Raw genomic sequence first — 26,975 nt, 5'->3', positions numbered from 1 at the left:
CCTTGGAGTGCCGTCAACCATAAATTCTAATGATTCAGCTTTTCCTTTGCCAATGCCAGAGCACCGCACAATCCAGCATTGTCACCCAATCCCGGAGATACGATATATTGCTCAATATCTGTCGTCAGACTCGAATGCTGTACGTATCCGTTCAAAAGTTCTTGAAGCTTGGTACGAATGAGCGGGAACAGTTGGTCCTGCTTCATTACTCCCCCGCCCATAATAATTTTTTGCGGTGACAGGATTAATACATAGCTCATTAAAGCCTGTGCCAAATAGTACGCTTCCATTTCCCAGGCTGCGTGATCGATAGAAAGTTCATGTCCTTTAACCTTCCATCTTTTTTCGAGCGCAGGACCTGCTGCCAGTCCCTCCAAACAATCTCCGTGATAAGGACATGTCCCCTCGTAAGTATCTTCTGGGTGACGACGTACCAGAATATGCCCCATTTCCGGGTGGGATAATCCATGTATCAGCTTTCCACCAACCAAAGCACCCGCCCCGATGCCTGTACCTATCGTAATATACAGACAGTTGTCCAATCCCTTGGCGGCACCCCAAATAGACTCACCAAGTGCTGCTCCATTCACATCCGTGTCAAACCCCATAGGCACATCAAAATGCTGTTTCAGTTTGCCAATTAGATTGTAATTTCCCCAATGTGGCTTTGGCGTTGTTGTAATATAGCCATATGTATCACTGCCTTCGATAGGATCAATCGGCCCGAACGAGCCTACGCCCAACGCTTCAATGCCCTTGCCTTCAAAAAATGCGATGACATTCTCCATTGTTTCTGCTGGGGTGGTTGTTGGAAAGCTTGCTCGTTCCAGTACCTCCCCATGTTCGTTGCCAATTCCACATACAAATTTGGTACCGCCTGCCTCAATTGCTCCCAATACTGTCATAGTTGCTGTTGTCCCCTTTCAATAATCCGGTTCTCTATCCACTATATTCACCTGAAATGTGCCCGAGGTCAATCCCCTTATCGCAATTGTATATAATCCTTCACATGACTATACAACTCCCTTGACATAACGGTATAAAAATAAGGACACTAACGCACCTAGCGTCAGCATCCCTATAAACTTACTTCACTTAAATTGTCCGTATCAAGCCTAACAGCTTCATTATGATCCGGTTGCGACACCCATCAATGTACACAAGCTTTTCATTTCAAGCTGCTCAAACTTGTCTACAATTTGCACGTGATCCAGCGTCAGCAGACAGCTATCCAAAGCACATGCTACAGGTACACCGCAGTGAATTTCAGCAAGCTTGCGTGAAAGATGCAGCATATCCAAATCACTCTCAATTTTTTTACGGACCGAGGGTGTTAATTGATCCAAATTCTCCAGAATGCCTTCAATAGAGTCATATTCCTGCACCAGCTTGAGTGCCGTTTTCTCACCAATACCTCGTACTCCTGGATAATTATCGCTTGCATCCCCCATCAGGCCTTTAAGGTCCACCACTTGGCGTGGCTTAAGCCCTTTTTCAGTCAGCAGAGTCTCCGGGGTGTATACCATATAATTGCCGTGCCCTTTTTTCATAATAATGACCCGTGTCCGATCATCCACTAATTGAAGTAAATCATGATCTCCCGAGAGAATCATTACATCCATGTCCTCATTTTGCGAATAATGGCGTGCAAGCGTACCGATACAATCATCGGCTTCAAAACCTTCCGCTCCAATGTTGGGAATGCCGAGGCTGTCCGTCACTTCCCGAATCAATGTAAATTGGGGAATCAAATCATCTGGTGCGTCGGCTCGGTTTCCCTTATACGCAGCAAAATGTTCCCCACGAAATGTCGTTCCGCCCATATCCCAGCAGCAAATGACGTGTGTAGGATTAAATGTTTGGACTGCATCCCAAAAATATCGAATAAAACCATATATGGCGTTCGTTGGCACTCCAGCTTTTGTACGACGGATATAACCGTTTGCGGCGGTTGCATAATAAGCGCGAAATAGCAGGGCCATGCCGTCAACCAGCATTACGGATTGTTCATTGCGTTGTGTCACAGATTGTATTGCTCCCATTCATCATAATATTTAACCCCCACAGTATAACATATCGTGGGGGTAAATTGGGCGTTATTGAGCTCCCCATGTGCCCTCAAATGTTTCCTCTTTGAATCCTACCGTTACTTTGTTACCGTCGGTTACAATCGGGCGTTTGATTAATCTTCCATTCGAGGATAAAAGCGAAATTTGCTCTTCACGGCTCATGTCTCCAAGCTTATCTTTCAGCTTTAACTCTTTGTACACCTCACCGCTTGTATTGAAAAACTTTTTCAGCTCCAGCCCGCTTTTGCGAATCAAGTCCTCCAATTCCTCCGGGCCGGGCGGTTGTTCAAAAATAGGAATAAGTTCCGTCTCATGTTCCTTGTTTTGCAGCCATTTCACTGCATTACGACAGGTACTGCATTTAGAATACTGATATACTTTCAGTTGGCTCAACGCTAGATTAACCTCCATTTGATTTTCATCGCTTATTTATATTTTATTCTGAAAGATATTGCGCTCTTAATAGCTCCTGCATTTCAGCCATATCGTCAGGTAGAGGAGCAAAGAACGTCAGCCGCTCCCCGGTAACAGGATGCTCCAAGGATAGCTCTGAGGCATGCAGAGCCTGTCGAGGCATCTTGGCATCAAGCTGATCATATCGCTCACGTTGCGCAGCATCATCAGGTGTAATCCGATACATTTTATCTCCGATCAACGGACAACCGATATAAGTCATATGCACTCGAATTTGGTGCGTACGCCCGGATTCCAACTTTAGCCCAATGCGACTTCCCCCGTTCCACACTTCCTCCAGCTTATACAGCGTAAGGGCAGGATAACCATCCGGGGTCACCATACGTAAATGCGGATCATCCGGGTTGCGGTCAATCGGTCCGTCTACCTTTCCTTCCTGCAGCTCAGGCCGTCCATGCACCAGAGCTGTATAGCGCTTATCCACCGTTCCCGCAATCATTTGCTCAGAAATATGCTGGTGTACATACGGATTTTTGGCTACTACCAGCACACCCGTCGTCTCCTGATCAAGACGATGAACAGGACGAAACCGGAACAGTTCTCCCTTGGCCTGCCAATAATGCACAACCCCATTAGCCAGCGTTCCTGTGTAATGACCGTGAGTCGGATGGACAATCATGCCCGCCGCCTTGTTCACCACTAACAGATGTTCATCCTCAAACAATATCTCAAAAGGAATGGGTTCAGGTAAAATATCATCAGAACGCTCGCGCTCCATGCGAATTTCTACTCGATCCCCGGACTTCACCTTTACGCTGATGTACACACGTGTCCCGTTTAGCATAATACCTTGCTCGGTCAGCTTGAGTTTGGATATTAACTTTCGAGAAATGTTCATACGTTTTTGTAAAATAGTCTTCAACAGCATGCCCTCCTCCTCAGGAGGGATCGTATATACGATAGGTTCATAATACAAGCTCATCACAAATTCCCGGTTGCCTCCTTATTTGCGGAACACTTTTTTGCTGCGCACATATTCGACATCGGGCACGCCTTGACGGACATTCGCCGTGCGAGCGACGGCAAAGAAATAATCAGAAAGGCGGTTCAAATACCGACGTACCGCCGGATTAATGTCCGTATGTTTACCTAGTGTAACAGCACGGCGTTCCGCGCGTCGGCAAACTGTACGGCAAACATGAAGCGTTGAGGATAATGTGCTACCACCCGGTATAATAAAACGCTCCACCTTCGGATTTTCCTCCTGACATGCATCAATCCAGCCTTCCAGACGCTCTGCCAGCTCATCTTTCACCTTATATTTGCTTTCACTAATTTTAACAAACGCCAAATCCGAACCACAATCAAACAGCTCCTGCTGTATTTCTTCCAATTGAGTCCGAATATCCGTAAACTCTTCCCCTTCGGCAAAGCTGATCGCTTGTCCTACAAAGCTGTTCAGCTCGTCAATTGTACCGTATGCCTCCACACGATCATCATCTTTGGACACTCGACCGCCGATCACAGAAGTTTGCCCTTCATCACCTGTTCTAGTATATATGCCCATTTCATTCCATCCCCTTTATCATTCCGTAAGTGCTTTCAGCACCTTGATGGCTTCTTCCTTATTGCTTGTACGAGGCGGCACGGTAGCAAATAATGTTTTGGAGTTATATTTTACCTCCTTAAACATCTTCATCTGCTCCACCGGAATTCCGAACAAATGAGTTTCCTTGCTTACATCTGATCCTTCTTCCTCCTGCCCCTTCTTCTTAAATACGCCGCCCTCGAACACGCCCCGAGCGTACGTCTTCTTGTCAAAAGCATCATCTAACGGCAGATTCGAGCCATTCTGTCCATACAGCTTCATGTCCTCTTCCGGCAAAAGAAACAGATCATGCTCCCCGGCCGCATATTCTACAACCAGCTTCTGCTGGTTATACAGCGGACTGACCGAAATCTCAATAGTCGGAGCCTGTTCGCCCAGCTTATCCTTAAGCTTTTGTGCCAGCTCCTCACGGATGACTGAAGCATCCCCTTTATCCATAATAAAAATGGAGAAGCTGTCCTTGTCCCGTCCCCCACATCCAGCCAATAATACAAGTGCAAGCATTCCGATGATCCATGGCGATAGCCTTTTTAGCCCTGCTCTCATATGTACGCCCCCTCTTCCATGCCATTAATATATCATAAGTTGTGAACGCAAAAAAAGAAGGCCCGACGGCCTTCTTCTTACATTTGGCTGACTTCATACGGTTAAACCTTGCATTCCGTACCATACAGCTTCATATATTCATTGATTTTCAAATCGAGCTTGCAACTGATCTGGATAACAAGATCAGAGGTGAAGGACTGCTCTTCCTGAAACGTCCGCATCATCTCATTGCGCAGGAACAAAATTTCATCTTCTAGGGAAATGTCGTATCCTATTGAACTAGATGAATTATATCCAACATATGACATGAGCATTCCTCCTACAATTGAAAAATTGAACTTCCTGCTTCCGATTTCAAATTATAGCATAGAAATTTAGAAATAAAAGACTATTTTTTATAAATTACCCATAAAAAAATAATTTTAACCTTCTTTTCTTACTTTTTCTACAAAATGACCAATCCGATCCAGTGCCTCCGTCAGCTGAGCAACAGAAGTTGCGTATGAGCAACGAAGATAGCCTTCGCCTCCCAAACCGAACACATTACCCGGTACAGCCGCAACTTTAGCCTCTGCCAAAAGACGCTGTGCAAATTCATCTGAGCTGAGTCCCGTGCTTTGAATACTAGGGAAAACGTAAAAAGCCCCTCTTGGCTCATGGCACTCCAGGCCGATTTCCCGGAACCCTTCAACCATCAGACGGCGACGCTGATTATAGGCTTCTACCATACGATCTTTCTCACCCAAACCATTCCGCAAGCCTTCCAGTGCCGCAACTTGCCCCATAGAAGGCGCACACATTACGGTGTACTGATGGATTTTGAGCATAGCGGCAATCAGATCTGGATGCCCGCATGTATATCCAATACGCCAGCCTGTCATGGCGAAGGCTTTGGAAAAACCACTGACGAGAATCGTACGATCCATCATACCAGGCATAGCGGCAAAACTGACATGCTTCTCTCCATAATTCAATTCAGCATAAATTTCATCAGAAATGACGATCAAATCATGCTTTTCCACGACTTCGGCAATCGGAAGCCAATCTTCATAAGTCATCGTAGCTCCAGTTGGATTGCTCGGATAGCATAAAATCAACACCTTGGATTTAGGTGTAATTTTTGCCTCCAACGCCTCAGCTGTCAGCTTGAATTCATCCTTAGCAAATGTTTCAATACCTACTGGAATTCCGCCTCCAATCGAAGTGATTGGAGAATATGAAATGTAGCACGGCTCGGGCACGAGAATTTCGTCGCCAGGTACAATTAACGCACGCAAAGCAAGATCAATCGCCTCGCTTCCCCCGACGGTTACGATAATCTCATTTTTGGGATCATAACGGACTTCAAATTGCTCATTCAGATAATCACTAATCGCTTCACGCAGTTCTGGCGTTCCCGCATTAGACGTGTAGCTGGTAAAACCTCGCTCCAATGAATAGACACAGGCTTCCCGCATATGCCAAGGGGTTGTAAAATCCGGTTCGCCTACACCAAGGGTAATAATATCCTTGTTGCCACCCACCAAGTCAAAAAACTTACGAATACCCGAAGATGGGATTTCGCGCACCAACGGGGACAAATAGGAACTCATGGCTTTGTTGCTGTCGGTAAATGCTTCTGTTTTGAGATTCATCATGATCTTCCTTTACGGCGAAATCATCAGACGATTATCTTCCTGATGGTCTTCAAAGATAATTCCGTCCTGCTTGTATTTTTTAAGCGTAAAATTAGTCTTGGTAGACAAGACCGAATCAATAGGCGACAGTTTTTCCGACACAAAATTAGCAACCTCACGGAGATTGCGGCCTTCAACCTCTACCAGCAAATCGTATGCTCCGGACATGAGATAGACCGATTTAACTTGCGGATACAAATAAATCCGTTCTGCAATCCCTTCAAAGCCTCTTCCACGCTCAGGTGTAATCTGTACTTCGATCAAAGCGGTAACCTTTTCGTCGTCGACTTTGTCCCAATTGACTACAGCGGCGTATTTGACGATCACATGTTGGTCTTCGAGTTCTTTAATTGAGGTGCGAACATCCTGCTCGTCAACCCCCAGCATAGTAGCTAATAGAGTCGGTGTTCTTCTTGCATCTTCTTTTAACAATTCCAGCACTTTTAATTTCAATTCATTCAGTTCTGTCATTCTACATAAGGCCTCCATCGAAAGAGATTACTATACATCATACAATACGCACTTTAAACCTGCAAAGAAAAACCGTCCACTCCGGTAAACCCGGCAGATGGACGGCTGTTATGGGAATCTGCTTCAAAAACGAAAAATCCCGTTTACATATAATAAGGGTTGTTTTGATGAGTAGACTGGCCTTGCTGGTGCATAGATTGGCCATATACTCCCGCGGATGCCGACTTTTGCTGAATGAACTGTTGGCATTCTTGTTGGGTCTTGCGAGCTTCTTGAATCTGTTTGTCCAAATCGATGCGCAGTGCTTTAGTCGGAGTGGAATACATATTGTTTTGGCTCATCAGATGATACAAATCACCTTGCAGACGCAATGTATCATTCGTAAGGTCGGTGAACATCTGACGCACAGACGGGCAATTGGATTCTGTCGTCGCCGTTGTGTACTCGCGCACCGTACGTTTCATATCAGCAAGAATGGTATAGAGCAAATCTTCTTCGGGCATAAATGACATATTGTTTTGTGAATACATTCTGTCAAACCTCCTTTATTGTAAATCCAAATTACTGCTGCGGTTGCATTGGGGCAAGCTGCTGATGCTGTTGAAGAGCATTAGAAAGCAGATTCAAGTGGTGCTCATGAGTTCTTGCCAGTTGCAAACAGGCTTGTTGGATGACTGGGTGCTGAATAGAAGCCGCTGTCGCCGCACTTTGTTTGAGTAGTAGTTCTTCATTGGAAATGGAGTCCACGATGTACTCCAGCTCTTTACCTGACAAGGGTTGCATGTTCGTAGATTGCATAATCTCTGTGCCTCCTTGAATGTTTTGTTGCACGCTGGTTATCTTGTCCGTTTGGCGAAATACTATGTACACCTAAGAAATACTACATATTACCTTATGAGGAGTGCATTTATATGGAATTGATAAGCGGGAATACATATTGGCCCAGTACCTTGGAGAAAATGTTGGATTTCCCGCCTTTGGCAGAGGATTTAAATTGTGATGTATTGATCATCGGTGGCGGCATGGGTGGATCCATCTGCTCCCGACTGTTGGGAGAACGACAGGTAGACGCCGTGGTTATTGACAAACGCAAGCTAGTACATGGAAGTTCTTCGGCCAATAACGGACTGCTGCAATATAGCAATGATAAGACGTTAACTTCCTTCATCAATACGTTTGGTGAAATAAACGGTGTACTGTTTTACCGTATGTGTAAAGATGCTCTGGATCAGTTGGAAAAACTGTCTACCACGCTGGAAATTGATCCGTCTTTTTCACGCCGAAGTAGCCTGTACTATGCAAGTACATCGGAGGATGTGCAGACACTTCAGGAAGAGTACAAACAGCTAACCCGGTTTGGATTTCCCGTCGAATACTGGGATGATCAACAGATTGCTGCCCGATTTCCTTTCCGAAAACCAGCAGCCTTATATACACGCGAAGATGCCGAGGTTAATCCATTTTTGTTCGCCCAAGGACTGCTGCGATCTGCCAGCCGTCTTGGTGTTCGCTTATATGAGCATACGGAAGCCAAGCATTTTGAATTTAACGAAAATGAAGTTGTTTGTCATACCAGCGGTGGGATTATCCGAGCGAAAAAAGTTATTTTTGCAACAGGTTATGAAACACAAGAGATTAAAACAGACCGCGGAGCCGTTCTGGAAAGCTCATATGCTATCGCCACCAATCCAATCGGAGATACTCCCTTGTGGCATGAACAGTGTCTCATCTGGGAAACTGCTCGTCCTTATCTATACATGCGGTCCACACCGGAAGGACGCATTATTATTGGTGGTTTAGACGAACCTGTACTGGACGCCAATCAACGTGAAATCAGGCTGCTGCACCAACAGCAAAAGCTGCTACAAACATTACAGGAATTTTTTCCGGGTATATCATTTCAGATCGACTTTGCATGGGCTGCTGTATTCGGCTCCTCTCATGACGGCTTGCCGTATATTGGTCCACATCCGCGTTTTCCCAACTGCTACTTTTTAGAGGGTTACGGGGGAAATGGAGCAGTCACGAGTATGATGGCCGCGCAACTTTTGGCTGATGAACTGACAGGCACACACCGACCTGAAATGGAGCTTTATTCTCTGACCCGTACTACCAAGCCCTCGCCCGAAACAACGGAACCGATGGTTTAACATATGGAATACAAAAAGAACCTCCTTCCCCTATAAGTGGGTCTGGAGGTCTTTTTTAAATGTATTTTAAACTATTCGGTTTGCTTGTGCCAGCGTTGTGCGTGGGAATGAGACTTGCTCTGCTTTGTCTTTTGTTCCATTTTCAGCACACTTCGCATAAAAAACCATCCGAGCACTGGCATCAATGCCAGTCCAATCAACAACCAGATCATCGCCGTGGGAGCCTTGCTGATACTTAGGACACCCAAGAAAATGAGTGTTCCGGTCAATCGGCCTACCATTAAGCATAGTTCGCGCAGTACAACCAGTTCCACTCTCTGATTGGCATCTCCTTTACTCGTACCCATTAAATCAAAGCTGGCAGAAATCATGGGAATTAAATACAAGGGCATAAATAAAGCGGTGCCGATCCCCATAATCAGTAGTGTACTATACTCCATACGCCACAATAACGGTAAAAGCGCGATCACCAACAATACGGCACCCAACAGCATACCCGCCGAACGATAGTGTGGCTTGAGCCATTTTCCGACAGCCCAAAAGCTGAAAAATGAAACCGCCGATGTAATAAGTGAAAACTGCGCCAGCTTCCATTCCTGTTGAGTAGCTACATACACGAGCAGCGTAATCAGGAAGGCAAATACCCCTTCACGGATGCCCTGGGCAACAAGTGATAACGACAATGGACGCCACATACTCCCTTTTTGTGACAATCGCTGCTTGGGCTCCTTCCAATTGTAATTTCCTGTCGGCTTACGCTTGCGAAGAAAGAAACTAAGCACCACTCCTACGACATAAAAGGCCAAGGAAATACTGAATATCACGCGGTAACCTGCGTCATCCTCCATACGGGCAATAATCCAACCGGACAGCCAAGGTCCCACTATACCGGAAAACGAGCCTAGCAGACCCACCCATCCGTTAAAATGATCACGACTTGCCTGATCCGTGACTTCGAAAAAAATCACATTAAACGCCAGCCAGAATAAACCTAATGCTGCACCCAGCAACATCCCGAGCGGCCATATGTAGTTCACAGCCTGCGGTCCCGTATATAACACGATCAGATAAAATAGGCCGGATAATGCGGTCCCCACGCGCAGGGCATTCATTTTATTATGTTCCTTGACCCACTTTCCAGCCACCCAGACCATAATTCCCAGGGCAATTTGTTGACTGACATTAAACCAGCCGATCATCGCATAATCCTGCCTGCTTTTCCACAAATACACGTTAAGAAATGTGCCTGACAATGCTGCTGCAAACACAAACAATCCATTCAAGCTTAATAGCAGAATGGATTGTCCGTTCAGGTTTGATTTCAATGCAGTTCCCCCTAACCGAAAAATCACCAATCAGCTTATTTCAAGCCAGCTTGTTCAAAGATTTCTTCGATTTAAGATGCCCGTATTGAGCTTGGGCCTATCCGGGGGATTGCTATTTAATTGTTGGAAATACCGCTGAGCTTCTCCAGCATCCGCAGTCGGTCATTCTCTGATAGTGTCTGCTGGACATGGAAGCAGCTAGGACACACATAAACATTCAAGACGAACGGCAAATCCAGAACAGGCTTACCAAGCGCTGGGGACATCGACGGTTCAAAACCTTCTCTGGTTACGGTTTGCGAACCCGCATGCAGCATGTACTCTCCACATTGAGAACATTCAAGAACCTCATCTTGTCTGTCGAGTATTTGTTCAGCACCTTGTTCATAAGCCATCAGATCCGCACCGCTTTCTTCGAATTTTTGCAAAGTATGCAGTACAGGCAACTTATGAAGCTCATTATCCTGCAACAACGGTGCATCAACCGGTTTTTCAACTACGATTTCATCCTCTGCCTCATATAAAATATCCTGCTCCTCATCATCACCGAGCTGAATACTCAATGTCCGATAACCCTTCAGGTCTTCTGTTCCATGAGAGTGGGGCGCCGGGGTTACAGAAGCCACATGATCATGTTTCGTCTCTTCATATCCATGCTCACCGGCATGTCTATGCACAGGTGGAGAAACAGACTCATCTTCATCATCGGTGATGTCAGAGTACCCTTTCAGATCATTATGGCAATAAGGACACTCTTCCTCAGGTCCTAATTCTTCATCCCAAATAATTTCCATGTTACACCATGGACAAATAGTCATTTCCAAGCTTTATCATCCTTCCGTTCCAAGCGTATACCAAGCTCTAGTATACAAGATGTGTCAAGTTACACTGGCACCGATCACATAAGATAAAGATATGGAAATAATCATGGAGAACAAGCCGACAGCACGATTATCCTCTTTAATCTGTTGATCGATAGAAAATACCGGTGTTAGAAACTCAAAAAGAAAGTACGCCGCAAGTAGCAGTAAAAAGCCAACGAACGACCAAATCATCGTATCATACACACTAGATTTGGCTTCCATTGCAAAGCGGAGCACGTTGCAAATACCGAACATTTTCCCTCCCGTAGCCATGGCTACCGAAACATTGCCGCGCTTGATCTCTTCCCAGCATTTATAGCGGGTTACCAGCTCAAAACACGACAAAAATACAATTAGCTCCAGCACCGCCACCGAGAAATAACCCAGCATCATCCCCAACGGATGTGACAGCAATTCATCAATCGCCATCTTCACTTCGTCCCTCCCGTTCTACCAAGCGTTCCCGGGCAAAGCCGGCACCCCATAGCTATTCCAATTCAGCAACTGTTACGCCTGTGCCGCCTTCATTGTAATTACCGATACGGTAGCTTTTCACATGTTTATGCTTGCGGAGGTACTCCTGAATACCGGTTCTCAGGACACCCGTACCTTTGCCATGAATAATGTGTACCTGTCCCAGATTGGCCAGAAACGCTTCATCCATGAAGCGGTCCACTTCCATCAAGGCTTCCTCCACGTTCGCCCCCCGAAGATCAAGTTCACTTCGTACGTTATCATCCCGTGTCCGCTTAACGCCAGTCACTGGTTTTTGAACTCTTGGAGTCGTTGTTTGTGCAGGTTGCAGTAGTTCCAGATCATCCAGACTGACCTTCATCTTCATGATCCCCAGTTGAACCACAGCTTCCTTGGTACCGGACAGTTCAACCACGTGGCCTTTTTTATTCAGACTGTGAACGGATACTTCATCGCCAGCCATGATAGAACGAGTACGTGTAGCGGCCGGGCGTTTGACGGTACTTTTCTTGCGTTGCTTCGGTTCAGCCTCATCCAATTCTCTGCGAGCTGCAATCAGCTTATGCTCCTTAACCGAGGCCCCTTCTTCCTGAGCCAATTTACGCAAATCAGTAATGATTTTCTCTGCTTCACTACGAGCCTTATCCACGAGAACTCTTGCTTCGTCCTCAGCTTTTTCCAGCATACGATCCCGTTGGGACTCCAACTTATCCAACTCCGTCTGATGACGGCTACGCAATGCTTCCATTTCCTTACGCAGCTGCTCCGCTTTTTCCCGTTCTTGCTCAGCTGTTAAACGGTTCTGCTCCAGTGACGCGATCATGTGCTCGACGCGCTGGTCTTCTTCCGTTACCTCACCACGGGCATAGTCTAAAATACGCCCTGGCAATCCCAATCGCTCGGCAATAGCAAATGCATTACTTCGTCCGGGGACACCGACGAGAAGGCGGTAAGTCGGGCTTAATGTAGCGACATCAAACTCCATGCTTGCATTAATAATTCCTTTACGCTCATAGGCATACGCCTTCAATTCACTATAGTGAGTCGTGGCAACCATACGGCAACCCATGGCATGTATATGCTCCAAAATGGATACAGCTAGAGCCGAACCTTCCGCGGGGTCCGTTCCTGCCCCCACTTCGTCAAGCAATACAAGACTTTTGGGCGTCATATTTTTCAGGATGCTAATGATATTGGTCATGTGACTGGAAAATGTACTCAAGTTTTGCTCAATGCTCTGCTCGTCACCAATATCGGCATAGATTGCATCAAATACACACAGCTGGCTTTCATCCTCAACAGGTACAAACAGTCCAGACATCGCCATCAAACTAAGTAGGCCGATGGTTTTCAGGGTAACGGTTTTCCCCCCTGTGTTCGGTCCGGTAACGATAATGGAGGTGTATGAATTGCCTAACTCCACATCAATGGGAACAACCTGCTCCAACGGAATTAGGGGATGTCTGCCCTTTTTCAGCTTCAAGTACCCGCGGTCATTCATTAAAGGTAAGGTTGCCTTCATTTCACGGGCGAGACGCGCTTTTGCAAAAATAAAATCAAGATTACCCAATATGTCCACATCATACAACAACAAATCTGCTTGTTCTGCGACAAGTGCGGTCAGCTTCTGTAAAATGACTTCAATTTCACGCTCTTCTCTCAGCCTTGTTTCCCTCAGCTTATTGTTCATGGCTACAATGGATTCAGGCTCGATAAACAATGTTGCGCCAGACCCGGATTGATCATGAACAATTCCGCCAAAATAAGAACGGTATTCGGCCTTAACTGGGATCACAAACCGATCTCCACGAATCGTTATCAACTGATCTTGAAGCATTTTGGATACAGTTGAGGAACGAATCATGGAATCCAGCTTTTCACGAATACGCACTTCTCCCGAGCGCAGCTCCCGACGGATTTGAGAAAGCTCTGTGCTGGCAGAATCCAGCACCTCTGCATTTTCATCAATACAGCCTTTAATGGAGTTTTCTAAACCTCTCTGCTCCGAAAGCTGCTCGCTCCAATACAGCAATGTTTCGACAGGATTTTCCTCATGCAAACTTGCCACGTATACCTGTATACGGCGTGCGGCCTGAACTGTTGTCCGAATGCCAAGCAACTCCTGCGGGCTTAACGTTCCGCCAATACGGGCACGCTTCACTGCCGGAGTGATATCCACTACTCCGTTAAATGAAGGCACTCCTTTGAGTCGATCAGCAGCATAGGCCTCATCCGTACCTTTCAGCATTTTCTTGATATGCTCCAAATCATCGCTGGGCTGTAGTCGAAGGGCTGTTTGTTGTCCCGTTGCCGTTTGGGCATAGTGACTTAGTTTATTTAGAATTTTTTGATATTCAAGGGTTTTAAAAATTTTAGAGTCCAACTTCACTACTCCTTTCACATATATCTATATTATACCGAAAGCAGCAAACTTACGCTATTTGCCAACTCCTTTTTACACATAAGAAAGCTCTTCATGCCACACACTAACCTTTGTCTAACCCTGTAAATTCAAAAAACAAAGGAGGTTATTCCGTGAGCATTCTCGGGCACATTGTACGTTTCATCGTTGCCGCTCTGGTGCTGATGGTCGTAAGCTGGATCGTTCCCGGATTTAGTGTAGGCGGCTTTTGGAGCGCGCTGATTCTTGCCATTGTCATCGCCTTGGTTGGTTACATTATCGAGGCAGTGTTCGGCCGACGCGTTTCTCCATTTGGACGCGGTATCGTAGGTTTTCTTGTGAGCGCTCTGGTGATCTGGATCGCTCAATATGTGGTGACCAATGTCAGTGTTTCCGTTCTGGGCGCATTGCTCGCTGCGTTGGTTATCGGGATTATCGACCTGTTTATTCCGGTATCGACACCGTTTGAAGCAGGTCGCAAAGACGGGAAATAACTTCAATAGAACTCCCGACAAAGCTGTCCCGAAGCAGATTTCGTCTGCCAAAGGACAGCTTTGTGTCATATAACCTCTGAGTGGATACAAAAGCAAACAATCCCCGGCGATGAGCAGCCGGGGATTGCCTTACATTTTTAATCCGTATCTACTGATCCTGTTCGATAAGTTCAATCCATTCATTGTACTCCGTTTGAAGTTTAGTGTATTCTTCCTGTAATTGACGTAATTCTGTAGAAATCTTCTCCGTATTTTCCCGATCTACGTCCTGTTGTACTTGTAACAGACGAAGCTGATGCGCCGCCATTTCATATTTTTGACCCACTTCGTCCAATTCAGACTGCAAGGCCATTCGTTCCTGCTCTATGGACTGCTGTTCAGCTTTCGCTGTTTTGGCAGCTTCAACCGCCAAACGAGTCTCCTCCTGAAGCTGTTCCTTTTGTTCAACGGTTACCGCTATTTCTCGTTCCCAAGATGCAAATTCTTCCTTACGGGCAGCATCTTCAGCTTCCAGACGTTCCGCTTCTGCCTTCAACTGATCGTATTTAAGTTGCCACTCTAGAGATTCTTCCTCAGCACGTTCCAGTTTACTCCGCCGTTCGTGATCTTCCTGTTGAAGCTGCTTAATATTCTGCTCCAGCTGTCCAGCTCGGCTCTTCATGCTTCCATATTGCTCCTGAAGCGATTGATATGCCTTAGCTCCCTCTTGCTCTCGGACTTTGGCTTTCTCAAGCTCATCCTGAACGCGAATCAGCTCAGGTGAAAGCTCCTTGATTCTCGCTTCGAGTTGAACTAGCCGTTGCTGTTGTGAAGCAAATTTATCATTAATAGCTTCGAGCTCAGCCTCTGCGTGCTGTAATTGCTCCTGTATCGCTTCCTTCTGTTCACGTGCTTCCAGCAGGGAGAGCTCCAGCTCATCAACTGCCAACTGGCGTTCTTCTGCGAGTTTCTTCCATGACTTCTCGCTTTCAGCTAGCGTAGCCAGCTCACTTTGCAGTTTGCGAGAAGATACGTGAGCTTGCTCCAGCAGCTTCTGCATCCGCCGCTGTTCTTCCTCCAGCTTAGCCGTCTGCTGCTGCGTAGCCTTGGCTTCAGCCGCTAATTGATCATATCGGCTTTGCAGTTCTTCACGCGCAAGCGTATCTGCCTGCTCTCGCTCTATCGCAGCCTGTCGCTGTGTTTCCAGCACAGACTCCAGCTCGGACTGTTGTTGCTTCAGTACTCTTGCTTGTTCTTGAGCCTCTCCCAGACGAGAAACAAGCTCTGTACTGCCTGCTTGTACTTGTTCTAATTGTTCCTGAAGCTCCTCAACCCGAATCTCCTGCTCCAGTGCAGCTTCATCAGCTCGCTTCTGCGCTTCCTGATGCTGGAGCTTTTCTTCATTCAACGCCAATTCAGCCTGTTTACGTTCCTGCTCCAGCTGCTCATTCAGCCCTGAGCACTTGGTCTGCCATTCGCTTACCTTCTTACTATGCTCTTGCTGCAAAGCAGATCGCAGCTTGTCCAGTTCTATACGCTTTTGCTCCTGATGAGTCTTCTCTGCAGCTGACAGCTTGGCTTCAGCCTGTTTAGTCGCTTCAGCTACTTCCTTCTTCATCTGCTCTTCTATTTGCCGGATACGGGCATTAGCCGCCTCCTGCTGCTCTTTCAGCTTGCGAGAAGCTTCTTGACGAGACTCCTCCAATTCACGTTTAGCTTGTTTTTGTCCATTTTCAAGTTCAGTCGCTTTTTTCTCCTGCTGTTCCAGCTTTGCCTTCAATTGGGCAATCTCTTTGGCTGATACAGATTCGGTTTCCATCAGCTTCTTCTGCGTTGCTTCCTTTTCTTCCTTTAGTTGAATAAAAGATTGATGCAGATCTGTATTTTTTTGCTGCTGTTCCCCTAGAGCCGTCTGGAGTTGCGCCAGATCTCCCCGGAGCTCTGCTCGTTCCGCTGCTAAGCGGTTCATATGACTCTGAATTTCCTGGATTTGTACAGCTTCTTCTGCCATATGAACCGCAGCCAGCACGGCAATTCGGGGCATATCCAGACGCGAATGAGCTTGAGAAATGCTGTGCATACGCTCATCCACGTAATTGGCAACCTGCTTCATATAATCGGTATTGCTGCCGACGAGTTTATAAGAAGTACCGTAGATCTCTACAGTGACGCGAGTACGATCTGGTGTAGTCACAATTATGCCCTCCTTCAATACTACTGTATGTTGATTCTAAGGTGTGTCCGGTACTATGGTAACCCGCCTTCCGTGAAGCGTTCAACCTTATTAGTCCGGCTTCCCCGCAGCGGGTAAATATCAGAGTAAGAGAGCTTCTATGATGATAGGCCAAAAAGCCGTATCGAACCTCTGTCACTAAGATTCGATACGGCTTCCCGCATTTCCTGCTACTTTCTCAATTCCGCTCCAAAAGTTTGTTCCAGAGACGTAACGACAGGAGTATGCGCCGCATTGATCTCTTCATCCGTCAACGTATGTTCCCAATGACGATAGGTCAGAGAGATAGCTACGCTCTTCTTATCTTCACCAAGCTTACTGCCTGTAAATACATCAAACACTCGTGCATCCTGCAACAGCTCTCCGCCTGCAGCGTGAATAACACGAAGCAGTTCACCTGCCTCAACGTCTTTATTCACCACGAGGGCAATGTCACGTTCCACGGATGGGAAGCGAGCCAGCTCTCTGAACTGAATATGAGGGTTTGCATGTTCTACGACCTGTTGCAACGCAATTTCCGCTACATACGTATCATTCAGCCCATAAGATTGTTGAAGCTCCGGATGAATCTGCCCAATGGTACCGATCCGTTGAGAGTTTCCATTCACATCCAGCCATACCGAAGCAGAACGGCCCGGATGGTAGCTTTGTGGTTGGTCAGCCACATAACGAATGCTGGCACTCAATCCGAAATAGTCAAACACCGTTTCAAGCGCGCCTTTAATATCAAAGAAATCAACCTTTTCAGCACCAATATTCCATTGTTTTTCACGGCGTACCCCAGTCAGCAATAGACTAAGCACTTGAATTTCCTGCGGCTGACGGGTTAATGTTTGTTCCTCTGTATAAAATACAGTTCCCATTTCAAAAATCGCCAGATTGTCTTGCTTGCGATTCATGTTGTACACCGCTGTATCCAGCATCTGTGGAATGATACTCGTACGCAAAACACTACGATCTTCGCTCATAGGCATAGCCAAACGTACCGGATGGCTACCTTCTGTCAGGGCATTAAATAACCCCGTACTTTGCGGATGTACAAAAGAGTAGCTGATCGTCTCCTGCCAACCACCATGAGCCAGCAATCTGCGCAGGGAGCGGCGCAATGATTGCGATGCTGTCAAAGCTCCCGGAGTTGTAGGACCTTCAATCGGCGTGGTCGGGATATTGTCGTAACCATACAGACGAGCTACCTCTTCGATTAAGTCCACGTCAATGGTAATATCTCCACGGCGTGTAGGAACTTGAACTTCCAGTACACCTTGCTCTGCGTCGCCACATCCGAAATGAAGTCTACCGAAAATCGTTTTCACCTCAAGCAGCGACAGTTCGGTTCCCAAATATCGGTTTATTTTATCTAGCGACAGCTTGATAATGCGGTTTTCAGCTTTTGCAGACGCTGATTCTACGATGCCCTGGTGTACAGTGCCTCCCGCATAACGCTGAATCAGCGCAGCTGCACGATTCACAGCAGGCACAACAGCGCCTGGATCAACCTCTTTTTCAAAACGCAGACTTGCTTCTGAACGCAGTCCAAGTTGACGGGATGTTTTGCGAACTGTACCGCCGTCAAACTTGGCAGATTCCAGCGCAATGCTGACCGTCGCATCCGTAACCTCGGAATTGGCTCCACCCATCACGCCTGCCAATGCAATGGGTTTCACACCGTCTGTAATCAGCAGCATATGCGGCTCCAACTTACGTTCCTGATCGTCAAGTGTAATCAATGTTTCGCCTGCACGAGCGAGTCGAACTTCAATATTTCCATTTTCCAGCTTATCCGCATCAAAAGCATGCAACGGCTGACCGTATTCCAGCATAACGTAGTTCGTAATATCTACGATGTTGTTGATCGGACGAACACCTGCCGCCATCAGACGGTTTTGAATCCATAACGGGGAAGCCCCCACTTTTACACCTGTGATATAACGGGCCGCATAGTGCGTACACAGTTCAGGAGTATCTACCTTCACAGACAGATGATCTGCCGCTGCATCGCTAATTTCAACCAAATCCTTAGCCGGGTCAGCCAGCGAAATGTCACGTCCCAGAATCGCACTCACTTCATATGCTGCTCCGTGCATGCTCAGGCAATCCGAACGGTTGGGTGTCAGATCAAAATCCAGCACCTGATCATCCAGCGCCAGCAGCTTCGTAATTGGCATACCAATTTCAGCATCCTCAGGCAGCACCAAAATACCTTCTTGCAATTCCTTTGGAAGCAGCTTGTCATTCATGCCCAGTTCTTTGGCCGAGCAGATCATGCCCATGGATACAACACCACGTAGCTTGGCCTTTTTAATGTGGAAATCTCCCGGCAACTTTGCACCTACAACTGCAACAGGAACCTTTTGACCTGCATCCACGTTTTTAGCACCACACACGATTTGCAGATCTTCCTCTTGACCTGCATCGACAATACATACATTCAGCTTATCAGCATCTGGATGCTTTTCCTTGCTTTTAACATAGCCGACAACGACACCAGTAATTCCTTGATTGCGCTGCTCGACTTCATCAATTTCTATGCCCGAACGGGTGATTTTCTCTGCTAGATCCTCCGCGCTTACCTGATCCAGCGATACATAATCGGACAGCCACTCGAATGATACTTTCATATGGGTTCACTTCCCTTGATATAGTTGTTTATTGACGCGCAAACTGTTTCAGGAACGACAGGTCACTGTTATAAAAATGACGAATATCGTCGATACCGTATTTCAATATAGCAATCCGCTCTACACCCATACCGAATGCAAAGCCGCTGTACACCTCGGGATCAAAACCTCCCATCTCCAACACTTTCGGATGGACCATGCCACAGCCTAAAATTTCAATCCATACACGTTCGCCATTTTTCTTCACAAAAGTCACGTCTACTTCAGCGCTCGGCTCTGTGAACGGAAAGAAGCTTGGGCGCAAACGGATTTCGGTCGATTCTCCGAACATTTCGCGTGCAAATTGAAGTAAGGTTCCTTTCAAATCACTCATACGAATGTCTTTTCCAATGACAAGCCCTTCAATTTGGTGGAATTGAAAAGAATGCGTTGCATCGTCATCATCACGTCGGAAAACCGTACCCGGACAGATAACCTTAATAGGCGTTTCGCCCTTCATCGCTTCCATTGCACGAATCTGAACCGGTGACGTATGGGTACGCATCAACAGATCCTCGGTCAGGTAAAATGAATCCTGCATATCCCGTGCTGGGTGATTTTTAGGCAGGTTCAATGCTTCGAAGTTATAATAATCCGTCTCTGCCTGTGGACCTTCAGCCACTCGATAGCCCATACCTGTAAAAATATCCTCGATTTGCTCAATCACTTTGTTGAGCGGGTGCAGTCCACCTTGCGGCAACGCGCGTCCAGGCAGCGTAACGTCGATCTTTTCCGCTTGCAAACGCTCATTTGTTTCTGCTTTCGTGAACTCGTCCTGCTTACGGTTAACGACTTCTTCAATCGCCTCGCGCACCTCATTGGCTACCTGTCCAACAACCGGACGCTCTTCCGCGCTCAGCTTGCCCATACCGCGCAAGATTTCAGTCAATGCGCCCTTTTTCCCCGAATATTTGACCCGTAAATCAGCCAGCTCCTTGGGTGTTGCCACCTTCTCCAATACTTCCAGTGCTTCTTCCTTCAAGGCCAGCAAATGTTCCTTCATTTGGATGGTTTCGCTCATCGCCTGTTCAGTCCCCTTTCTTCATATCCAGCTTTTCAGACAACAAAAAAAGGTCTTTTCTCCCGGTAAGGGACGAAAAGACCGTGGTACCACCCTCGTTAGACAATAAGCTCAGCTCACCCAGCATTCTGCTGCCTTACGGCAACTACTTACAGGTGATTTTCATGCTATGCATCATCGTCTCGCTCTACACGTTGTAACGGTCGTGAACCGGTATCCCCTACTTGCACATTCGCCATTCACATGGCGTCTGAGGTTCAAGGAACTGCTCCGGAGCGAACTTCAACAGCCCAGTATTTGCAGAAACGCTCTCAATCCTACGGCGCTTCCTCCCTGTTCAATCGGACACTGTCTACTCTTCTCCATCAAGACATTTTCAAAAATTCGAACTATTGTTCATTATTATATGCAAACTACCGCGCTTTGGCAAGCAGGGCATACGTTTCATTTCTTTAGATATCGAGATCATCCAACCGCTCCAGATTTGCACGAATGCGCCTGATTTCGCTCAACAACTTCTCGTTTTCGTCATTCGTGCCCGTCATTCCCATTAACTCTGTAAGACGCAATTGTAATCGAAGCCGTTCCTCACGCCGCTCCTGGTCTTCTGGCTCCCGTTGACGGCTCCGCTCATCTTCTTGCTTTTCGTCAGCTGTCCCCTCATAGATTTCATATCCGCCCCCCGGCTTCATATCCAGTAACCGAGTTGCCGTGCACCTCACCAGCTCCCGATCATGTGAGACGAGCACCAGTGCTCCATCATAGTTGCGCAAAGAATCCTCTACAATTTCACGGGTTTCAATGTCAAAATAATTCGTGGGTTCATCCAGCACCAGCAGATTGGCTCCACTAAAGTACAGACGCAGAAAAGCTACCCTGCATTTTTCTCCCATACTGAGTGTCCCGATCCTTTTAAATACGTCTTCTTTCGCAAAAAGAAAGCAGCCCAACACCGTTCTCGCTTCTGTTTGAGTCATCGTCGGGAGTGCAAGCAGACTGTCCAGCAACGTTTGATCCTCCGGAAGCTGCTCCAGCTCCTGTGAAAAATATCCGATGTTCAACTGTGGGTTGGTTGTGATTTTTCCTGTCTGTGGCTCCAGTTGACCTGTTAATAACCGAAGCAGCGTGGTTTTACCAATTCCATTGGGCCCGCGAACAGCCAGTCGCTCTCCACGTGCAACGATCAGATTTAGATTTTTCACAATGATACGGTCGTTGTAGCTAAAGTCAACCTGCTCAGCACGCAGCAAATATTTTGCCTGAAACCCGCTGTCACTTAATTTCATGTGCAAAGACGCAGCCTCACGCGGTTGCTCTACTCTATTGGCCTCCAGTCGCTCCAGTTCCTTCTCCTTCGCATGATAACGGGAAATATTTTTTTTAGCTTTGGCCTTATAAAAGCTCTGCGTGACGGCCATCTCAACCTTGGATGCGCCACGATGTGCCTGATGAAACCATTCCCTGTAATTTCGAATCGTTTCCTCCAGCGCCTGTTTCGAGAGTTCCTGCTTCCGATAGCTGGCTTCCTGCTCTCGCAGCTCTCGCTCCTTTTGCGCTTTATATTCCTTATAGCCGCCTTTATAGCGCCCAATACCCGTCGAAGTGAGCTCAACTATACTCGTAGCCACCCGATCCAAAAAGGCTCTGTCATGCGATACAAACAGCAGTGTTCCCGGATACGTGGACAGCCACTGCTCCAGCCAAAGCAAGCTTTCGGCATCCAAATGATTGGTCGGCTCATCCAGCACCAGCAGCTTCGGCTGCCTGACCATGAGTCCGGCTAATCGCACTCTCGTCTTCTGTCCGCCACTCAGGTCACCATAAGCAATGGACCACGTCTGAACAGGCATTCCCATTCGAGTGAGCGCCTTTTCCACCTCAGACTCCCAGGCAAAGCCTTGCAGGCGTTCGTATTCATCCATCAGTTCGCCGTAACGCTCCAGATGATGCTCCATATCCTCCCCAGCATCGGCTAGGTCAGCTTCCAGCTGTCCCAACGCTTGCTTGAGAAGCCAATGCCGAGGGCTGGCCTGCTGTGCGGCCTCCAGTGCGGTTCGAGACCAATCCACCGTATCCTGCTGCTTCAGCCAGCCCCGCTCTTCCAGTGGCAAATCATGCTCTACTTGACCAGAGGTTGGCGCTTCATCTCCCAGTAATATTCGCAATAGCGTCGTCTTACCTGCTCCATTTCTTCCAAACAGTGCGAGCCGTTCTCCTTCCATCACATCCAACGACACATTCTCAAATAAAGATGTCCCGTTCCAATCCTTTACTACATTGCGAATACGCAAAATCGTTCTCATACCGATCATCCTTTCCCAGTCCGGTTTTTTGACCCCGGAAGCAATAAAAAAAGCCGCAGAAGGCTGCGGCTTGCATACAAGGAATATAGAATGACTGTTATGAATCGTCTCAGAACATACGCTTATGAAAAATAATACCGTAAACGAATAAGCCAAATCCCGTTCCGGAATAAACGCATACGTCCCTACATTCATTTTCAGACACACTTCTCCCGTTGCAGCTTACAGCCGCCTGCCAGTAACTGTGCAGTTAAGTGGGAAAATCAGTGTGCTTACTTCATCGGACGTATGGTTACCTTCCTTTTCATGGGATACTTACTTGCAGTCAGTATAGCAGATCACAATGCATTTGCAAATAACCCGCGTTATTTTCCAAATACCAAAGTTGTATTGGACGAACCTGCATATTTCGTTACAAACTCTTTCGTATATTCAGGAGTCTGAACCTGATAGCTATAGTTTTTGCTTGGATTCCAGCTGGTTACACGCGATTTTTGGTTGTTGATGGCGGGAAAACTCCCCACATCTTTAAACTCGCCATTGGCTTTATCATCAAGAATACCTCCCTTTTCACTACCTTTTCCAAAGTAGTTGTACTCAGAATAGATTCTTGCATTCGTAGCAATGGTGTAAGCAAGCTGGAAATTATTAATATAATTATTTTTAACATGGAAATATCCATATCTCATAAGCCCTGGGCCACGTACAAGTAAGTTTTCAAAGTAATTATTGGCAATCGTGATATGGGGCATGCCATCATAATTTTTATTGCCATCATCAGGGTATCCCAAAATGAGACCATATTTATGATTAGCAAATTTGGAGTTACTAATGGTTACATAATCAGCCGATTGGCCTATGTACAAAAGTTTGTCCAGATCCGAGCCATTCGCATTATAACTGTGACCTGCAAATGTAATATGATCAATCCAATAATTTGTACCTGCAGTGAGATAAAGTTGGATGTCATCGTTACCGTTAATGTTGGCACTGTGCTCAAAAGTTAAATTTTGAAAGATCACATTTCCCGAATTATTTGTTGTTTTCAAATGAATGTTAACCAGCTTGTGTTGCGCGTAAGAACCAATGAGTGATTTGTTGGAACCAATGTTAACCACGGTTTTAGAGGAGGCAGAGATATTTTTTTCGATTACCAGAATTTTAGGAGTTGAATCCCCTAACTGGTTTTTCAAATCGTTTAGATTATTGATATAAATGACCTGACCGCCTTTTCCCCCCGTTGTGGCAGGCTTTGTAGCTCCATTTTCACTTTTAGCCTGTCCGGCAAAACCAGTCATTCCATTCGTCGACGTATTTGGAAAATCAGCAGCGGCGAACGTAGAACTTGCTGAAAAAGTAAACAGCATCAAAGTTAATGCTAAAAACAGAAAAGAAATTTTCCTCATTGCAGCTACACCATCCTTTTTTAAGTTAAATCCCGACAATCCGACTATACATATTTTTTAGTAATTGGTAAATAGTTCTTTTTATCTGTTTATTTATAGCATCTAAGCTAAATATTTTATATTTTATTTTTGTGCAGCCATGTAAAAATAGTTCGTAAGAACGCAAAAAGCCGTGATACCCCGTCGGCACCCCGGCTATAATGCATTTATCTAGCTCCAAACAAAACAAAAACCCCTGTGTCACAAGGGTTCCGAACTTCTTAAAACAGTAAGCGGGTGATGGGAATCGAACCCACGCTATCAGCTTGGAAGGCTGAAGTTCTACCATTGAACTACACCCGCATTTTATAACATCTCGATTCTTATGTATGACACGCTTAACCTATCGTCAACCAGCTGAATCAGGATGTTATTTAGTATAACTTACCTTTCAGCAAAATGCAAGCATACTACATACTATCCTGAGCCAGCCAATTCATAGGTTTACGTAAAAACAATTTTTCAAAAACTTCTGCAGGAATGGGGCGACTAAAGTAATATCCCTGACCCTCATGACAATCCTGTGCCTGCAAAAAATGAAGCTGCTCCTCATTTTCCACTCCTTCAGCCGTAACCTTCAGCTTCAAATGGTGAGCCATGGAGGCAATAGTAGATACAATTGCCGCATTTTTGCTGTCGACCAGTACCTCATTTACAAAGGAACGGTCAATTTTTAGACGATCAATCGGGAGATTCTTCAAATAATGCAATGAGCTATAGCCAGTTCCAAAATCATCAATACTGATTGCGACACCAATAGCCTTTATTTTTTTCAACTGTTCAAAGGCCCGATCCTTATCAAGGGTCATACTTTCGGTAATCTCAAGCTCTAGATAGCGTGCTTCAAGTTCCGTATAGGTCAAAATGTCCCGAATGACATCCACCAGCTTTTTTTGCTGAAATTGGCGCATGGATAAATTGACCGAAATCGGGATGGGTGGGTACCCGAGCTCCTGCCATTGCTTATTTTGCAGACAGGCCTCCCGTAATACCCATTCCCCCAAGGGCACAATTAAACCACTTTCTTCAGCCACCGGAATAAAATCGCCCGGCATCACCATCCCACGATGAGGATGATTCCATCGCACCAGCGCCTCCAAACTCGTTAGCTCGCCACTTTGCAGGTGGACACGTGGTTGATATACCAATGAAAATTCCTCATTTTCAAGCGCTCGCCGCAGATCATTTTCCAGCTGGAGTCTTTCATGCGCTCGCATCTGCATCGCGCTAGCATACCGCTGAAAATTCACTCCCTGCTCTTTGGCACTATGGACAGCCGTATCCGCCTGCTGAATAAGCTGTTCGCTCTGATTCGCATCCAACGGGTATAAAGCTATACCAACACTCACCATCACATGATAGGATTCGCCATTAATATCGAAAGGCTGATCGAACAGCTTCACCATATCATCAATACGATTTCTCATAGCATCTGTATCTTCGTATCCCGTTAGAAGAAAGGCAAATTCATCTCCGCCCATGCTAAAGACAGCTTCCCCTTCATGGCTAAAATGCCCCAAGCGTTCGCCTACCGCATACAGCAAATAATTCCCTGCCATATGTCCAAGCGAATCATTAATCGCCTTGAAACGATCAATATTTAGCACTAAAAGCGCTACTGTCTCATCCGATTTCAATGATTTGCGCAATATTTTATCTAAGCGTTGGGAAAGGCGACGACGATTGGGGAGTCCTGTTATATCATCATTATAGGCAATGTGATTAAACTCAGATTCTGCTGCCTGCTTTTCACGATAAGGAACCAGAATCATCAACCGAACCAGCCCGCTCAACATATTATAAAATGCTACCGCGTTGATCAAAAGTCCCAAAAGATGATTAATATCGCTCATTTGCTCAGAAAATAAATAGAACAACTGACTCACAACACACAGCCCAATCCCACGAACAATAAGCAACATGCCCAACTCCGCCGGGCGGGCTTTCCGATATTTTCGCACCCCGAAAATAAAAGTGAGCACAAGCAGTAACATGACAGCCAGATTTAATGTCCAGCCTAAGTTGCCTATTTCGTATCGTATACGTAGATCCGGTAAGTCTGCACCAAATGTCTTAATAACTCCTAGAATCAGCAAAGTGCAGCCTATCCCTGCCCACAAAGCCACTGTCTTGTATTCAGACTTCGTCTTGCTAAACGGGAGGAAACAAACACATAAGAGCAAGACAGAAGTAACGGCACGATTTACAAATAGCAGCCATAACGAAATGCCCGGAGACAAAGCAAAGTCCGTCAGGCTTACGAAACTAAACGAAACAATATGAACAAGGTAAAGCAGACCAGCCACCAAAAACGTCGGGGCAATAAAAAGTCTCTGCAAGGATAACTGTTCCAGTAAAACGGACCAGGACTGATAAAAAATAGAAAAACAAATCGCAGCACAGGAAAATCCTACAATCGGATATAACAAGAAAAAAACATTATGGGAGTATATCTTATTCAAAGTTACGTGAAATAACTGAACCAAGACAAACAAAACTATCGAAGCAATGCCGATACCTATCGTTTTTTTTACTTCCAGCCGTATACTCATTCAGCCTCTTCAGCCCCCTGCATATCGGAGATTCCGATCATCTAAGACGTTTGACAGCTTTGGAAGCCGTTGTTTAAGTCTATAGTATCAAAAATAATGTTGTATTCTGGTATATAATAGCATTTAATCTGTGAAAGGTGAATCATTTTTTTGTCTTAAATTCATGAATTAATTTTCGCATTTACGCAAATAACCGAGCTTACAGCACCAAAAAAGCGCATCATCTTGTCAGATTATGCGCTTCAGACAACCTTTTCCAAAAAGGTGATACCTATACCCCAACGCTGCACAAC

General features: G+C 46.1%; 23 protein-coding genes and 1 tRNA gene. 2 read left to right on the top strand and 22 right to left on the bottom strand.

Annotated elements, in window-relative coordinates; translation table 11 throughout:
- Positions 1–26: 26 nt before the first annotated feature.
- The 11 genes from ACYCSE_RS16540 to ACYCSE_RS16490 all read right to left on the bottom strand — a co-directional run bounded on the left by ACYCSE_RS16540 (position 27) and on the right by ACYCSE_RS16490 (position 7,583).
- Positions 27–905 (bottom strand): ROK family protein, encoded by an 879-nt coding sequence (locus ACYCSE_RS16540; RefSeq protein ID WP_459698879.1) that lies wholly within the window; start codon positions 903–905, stop codon positions 27–29.
- Between the two features lie 222 nt (positions 906–1,127).
- Entirely contained in the window at positions 1,128–2,024 is an 897-nt protein-coding gene (locus ACYCSE_RS16535; RefSeq protein WP_080710677.1) for a 5'-3' exonuclease, read from the bottom strand.
- A gap of 72 nt (positions 2,025–2,096) precedes the next feature.
- A complete protein-coding gene (locus ACYCSE_RS16530) occupies positions 2,097–2,462 on the bottom strand; it encodes an arsenate reductase family protein (protein WP_235307885.1) in 366 nt (121 codons plus the stop codon).
- Positions 2,463–2,505: 43 nt separating this feature from the next.
- Complete coding sequence (locus ACYCSE_RS16525) at positions 2,506–3,465, bottom strand: RluA family pseudouridine synthase (protein ID WP_459702536.1); 960 nt, start codon at positions 3,463–3,465, stop codon at positions 2,506–2,508.
- A 21-nt stretch (positions 3,466–3,486) separates the two neighbouring features.
- Positions 3,487–4,050 carry a cob(I)yrinic acid a,c-diamide adenosyltransferase gene (locus ACYCSE_RS16520; protein ID WP_061829140.1) on the bottom strand — a complete coding sequence of 188 codons (564 nt, stop codon included), beginning with the start codon at positions 4,048–4,050 and terminating at the stop codon, positions 3,487–3,489.
- 18 nt (positions 4,051–4,068) lie between these two features.
- Positions 4,069–4,638, bottom strand: coding sequence for a type 2 periplasmic-binding domain-containing protein (locus ACYCSE_RS16515; RefSeq protein ID WP_235307884.1), 570 nt, complete (start codon positions 4,636–4,638; stop codon positions 4,069–4,071).
- 101 nt (positions 4,639–4,739) lie between these two features.
- Positions 4,740–4,946 carry an aspartyl-phosphate phosphatase Spo0E family protein gene (locus ACYCSE_RS16510; RefSeq protein ID WP_061829138.1) on the bottom strand — a complete coding sequence of 69 codons (207 nt, stop codon included), beginning with the start codon at positions 4,944–4,946 and terminating at the stop codon, positions 4,740–4,742.
- 114 nt (positions 4,947–5,060) lie between these two features.
- Positions 5,061–6,272: an aminotransferase class I/II-fold pyridoxal phosphate-dependent enzyme gene (locus ACYCSE_RS16505; protein WP_061829137.1), complete on the bottom strand. Its 1,212-nt coding sequence runs from the start codon at positions 6,270–6,272 to the stop codon at positions 5,061–5,063.
- A 12-nt stretch (positions 6,273–6,284) separates the two neighbouring features.
- The gene (locus ACYCSE_RS16500) at positions 6,285–6,785 is read right to left on the bottom strand and encodes an Lrp/AsnC family transcriptional regulator (RefSeq protein WP_013370105.1); all 501 of its coding nucleotides are present in this window, start codon (positions 6,783–6,785) and stop codon (positions 6,285–6,287) included.
- Positions 6,786–6,928: 143 nt separating this feature from the next.
- Entirely contained in the window at positions 6,929–7,315 is a 387-nt protein-coding gene (locus ACYCSE_RS16495) for a spore coat protein (RefSeq protein ID WP_459698875.1), read from the bottom strand.
- A gap of 31 nt (positions 7,316–7,346) precedes the next feature.
- On the bottom strand, positions 7,347–7,583 hold the full coding sequence (locus ACYCSE_RS16490; RefSeq protein WP_459698873.1) for a hypothetical protein: 237 nt from the start codon (positions 7,581–7,583) through the stop codon (positions 7,347–7,349).
- 113 nt (positions 7,584–7,696) lie between these two features.
- On the opposite strand from ACYCSE_RS16490, the gene ACYCSE_RS16485 reads away from it, so the two are divergent.
- On the top strand, positions 7,697–8,935 hold the full coding sequence (locus ACYCSE_RS16485; RefSeq protein ID WP_459698871.1) for an NAD(P)/FAD-dependent oxidoreductase: 1,239 nt from the start codon (positions 7,697–7,699) through the stop codon (positions 8,933–8,935).
- Positions 8,936–9,006: 71 nt separating this feature from the next.
- Here the strand turns inward: ACYCSE_RS16485 and ACYCSE_RS16480 are convergent, their stop codons facing one another.
- The 4 genes from ACYCSE_RS16480 to ACYCSE_RS16465 form a co-directional block, all read right to left on the bottom strand.
- On the bottom strand, positions 9,007–10,260 hold the full coding sequence (locus ACYCSE_RS16480) for an MFS transporter (RefSeq protein WP_061829135.1): 1,254 nt from the start codon (positions 10,258–10,260) through the stop codon (positions 9,007–9,009).
- A gap of 116 nt (positions 10,261–10,376) precedes the next feature.
- A complete protein-coding gene (locus ACYCSE_RS16475; protein ID WP_254351385.1) occupies positions 10,377–11,084 on the bottom strand; it encodes a hypothetical protein in 708 nt (235 codons plus the stop codon).
- Positions 11,085–11,138: 54 nt separating this feature from the next.
- Positions 11,139–11,552, bottom strand: a complete 414-nt coding sequence (locus ACYCSE_RS16470) for a DUF350 domain-containing protein (protein WP_013309402.1) — start codon at positions 11,550–11,552, stop codon at positions 11,139–11,141.
- A gap of 58 nt (positions 11,553–11,610) precedes the next feature.
- On the bottom strand, positions 11,611–13,980 hold the full coding sequence (locus ACYCSE_RS16465; RefSeq protein WP_254351386.1) for an endonuclease MutS2: 2,370 nt from the start codon (positions 13,978–13,980) through the stop codon (positions 11,611–11,613).
- Positions 13,981–14,132: 152 nt separating this feature from the next.
- Between ACYCSE_RS16465 and ACYCSE_RS16460 the strand changes: the two genes are divergently transcribed.
- The gene (locus ACYCSE_RS16460) at positions 14,133–14,492 is read left to right on the top strand and encodes a phage holin family protein (protein WP_023987773.1); all 360 of its coding nucleotides are present in this window, start codon (positions 14,133–14,135) and stop codon (positions 14,490–14,492) included.
- A gap of 148 nt (positions 14,493–14,640) precedes the next feature.
- Here the strand turns inward: ACYCSE_RS16460 and ACYCSE_RS16455 are convergent, their stop codons facing one another.
- The 7 genes from ACYCSE_RS16455 to ACYCSE_RS16425 all read right to left on the bottom strand — a co-directional run bounded on the left by ACYCSE_RS16455 (position 14,641) and on the right by ACYCSE_RS16425 (position 26,682).
- Positions 14,641–16,665 carry a cell division protein ZapA gene (locus tag ACYCSE_RS16455; protein WP_254351387.1) on the bottom strand — a complete coding sequence of 675 codons (2,025 nt, stop codon included), beginning with the start codon at positions 16,663–16,665 and terminating at the stop codon, positions 14,641–14,643.
- 209 nt (positions 16,666–16,874) lie between these two features.
- Positions 16,875–19,322, bottom strand: coding sequence for a phenylalanine--tRNA ligase subunit beta (pheT, locus tag ACYCSE_RS16450; protein ID WP_254351388.1), 2,448 nt, complete (start codon positions 19,320–19,322; stop codon positions 16,875–16,877).
- A 28-nt stretch (positions 19,323–19,350) separates the two neighbouring features.
- A complete protein-coding gene (gene pheS, locus ACYCSE_RS16445) occupies positions 19,351–20,382 on the bottom strand; it encodes a phenylalanine--tRNA ligase subunit alpha (RefSeq protein WP_269321413.1) in 1,032 nt (343 codons plus the stop codon).
- 452 nt (positions 20,383–20,834) lie between these two features.
- The gene (abc-f, locus tag ACYCSE_RS16440) at positions 20,835–22,685 is read right to left on the bottom strand and encodes a ribosomal protection-like ABC-F family protein (RefSeq protein ID WP_459702535.1); all 1,851 of its coding nucleotides are present in this window, start codon (positions 22,683–22,685) and stop codon (positions 20,835–20,837) included.
- A gap of 365 nt (positions 22,686–23,050) precedes the next feature.
- A complete protein-coding gene (locus tag ACYCSE_RS16435) occupies positions 23,051–24,052 on the bottom strand; it encodes a polysaccharide lyase family 1 protein (protein ID WP_254351431.1) in 1,002 nt (333 codons plus the stop codon).
- A gap of 310 nt (positions 24,053–24,362) precedes the next feature.
- Positions 24,363–24,433, bottom strand: a tRNA-Gly gene (locus tag ACYCSE_RS16430).
- 107 nt (positions 24,434–24,540) lie between these two features.
- On the bottom strand, positions 24,541–26,682 hold the full coding sequence (locus ACYCSE_RS16425) for a bifunctional diguanylate cyclase/phosphodiesterase (protein ID WP_459698865.1): 2,142 nt from the start codon (positions 26,680–26,682) through the stop codon (positions 24,541–24,543).
- Positions 26,683–26,975: the final 293 nt, after the last annotated feature.

The organism is Paenibacillus sp. SEL1, from assembly GCF_054602535.1.
The sequence above is the reverse complement of the archived record's forward strand: the minus strand, read 5'-3'. Positions and strand labels throughout refer to the sequence as shown.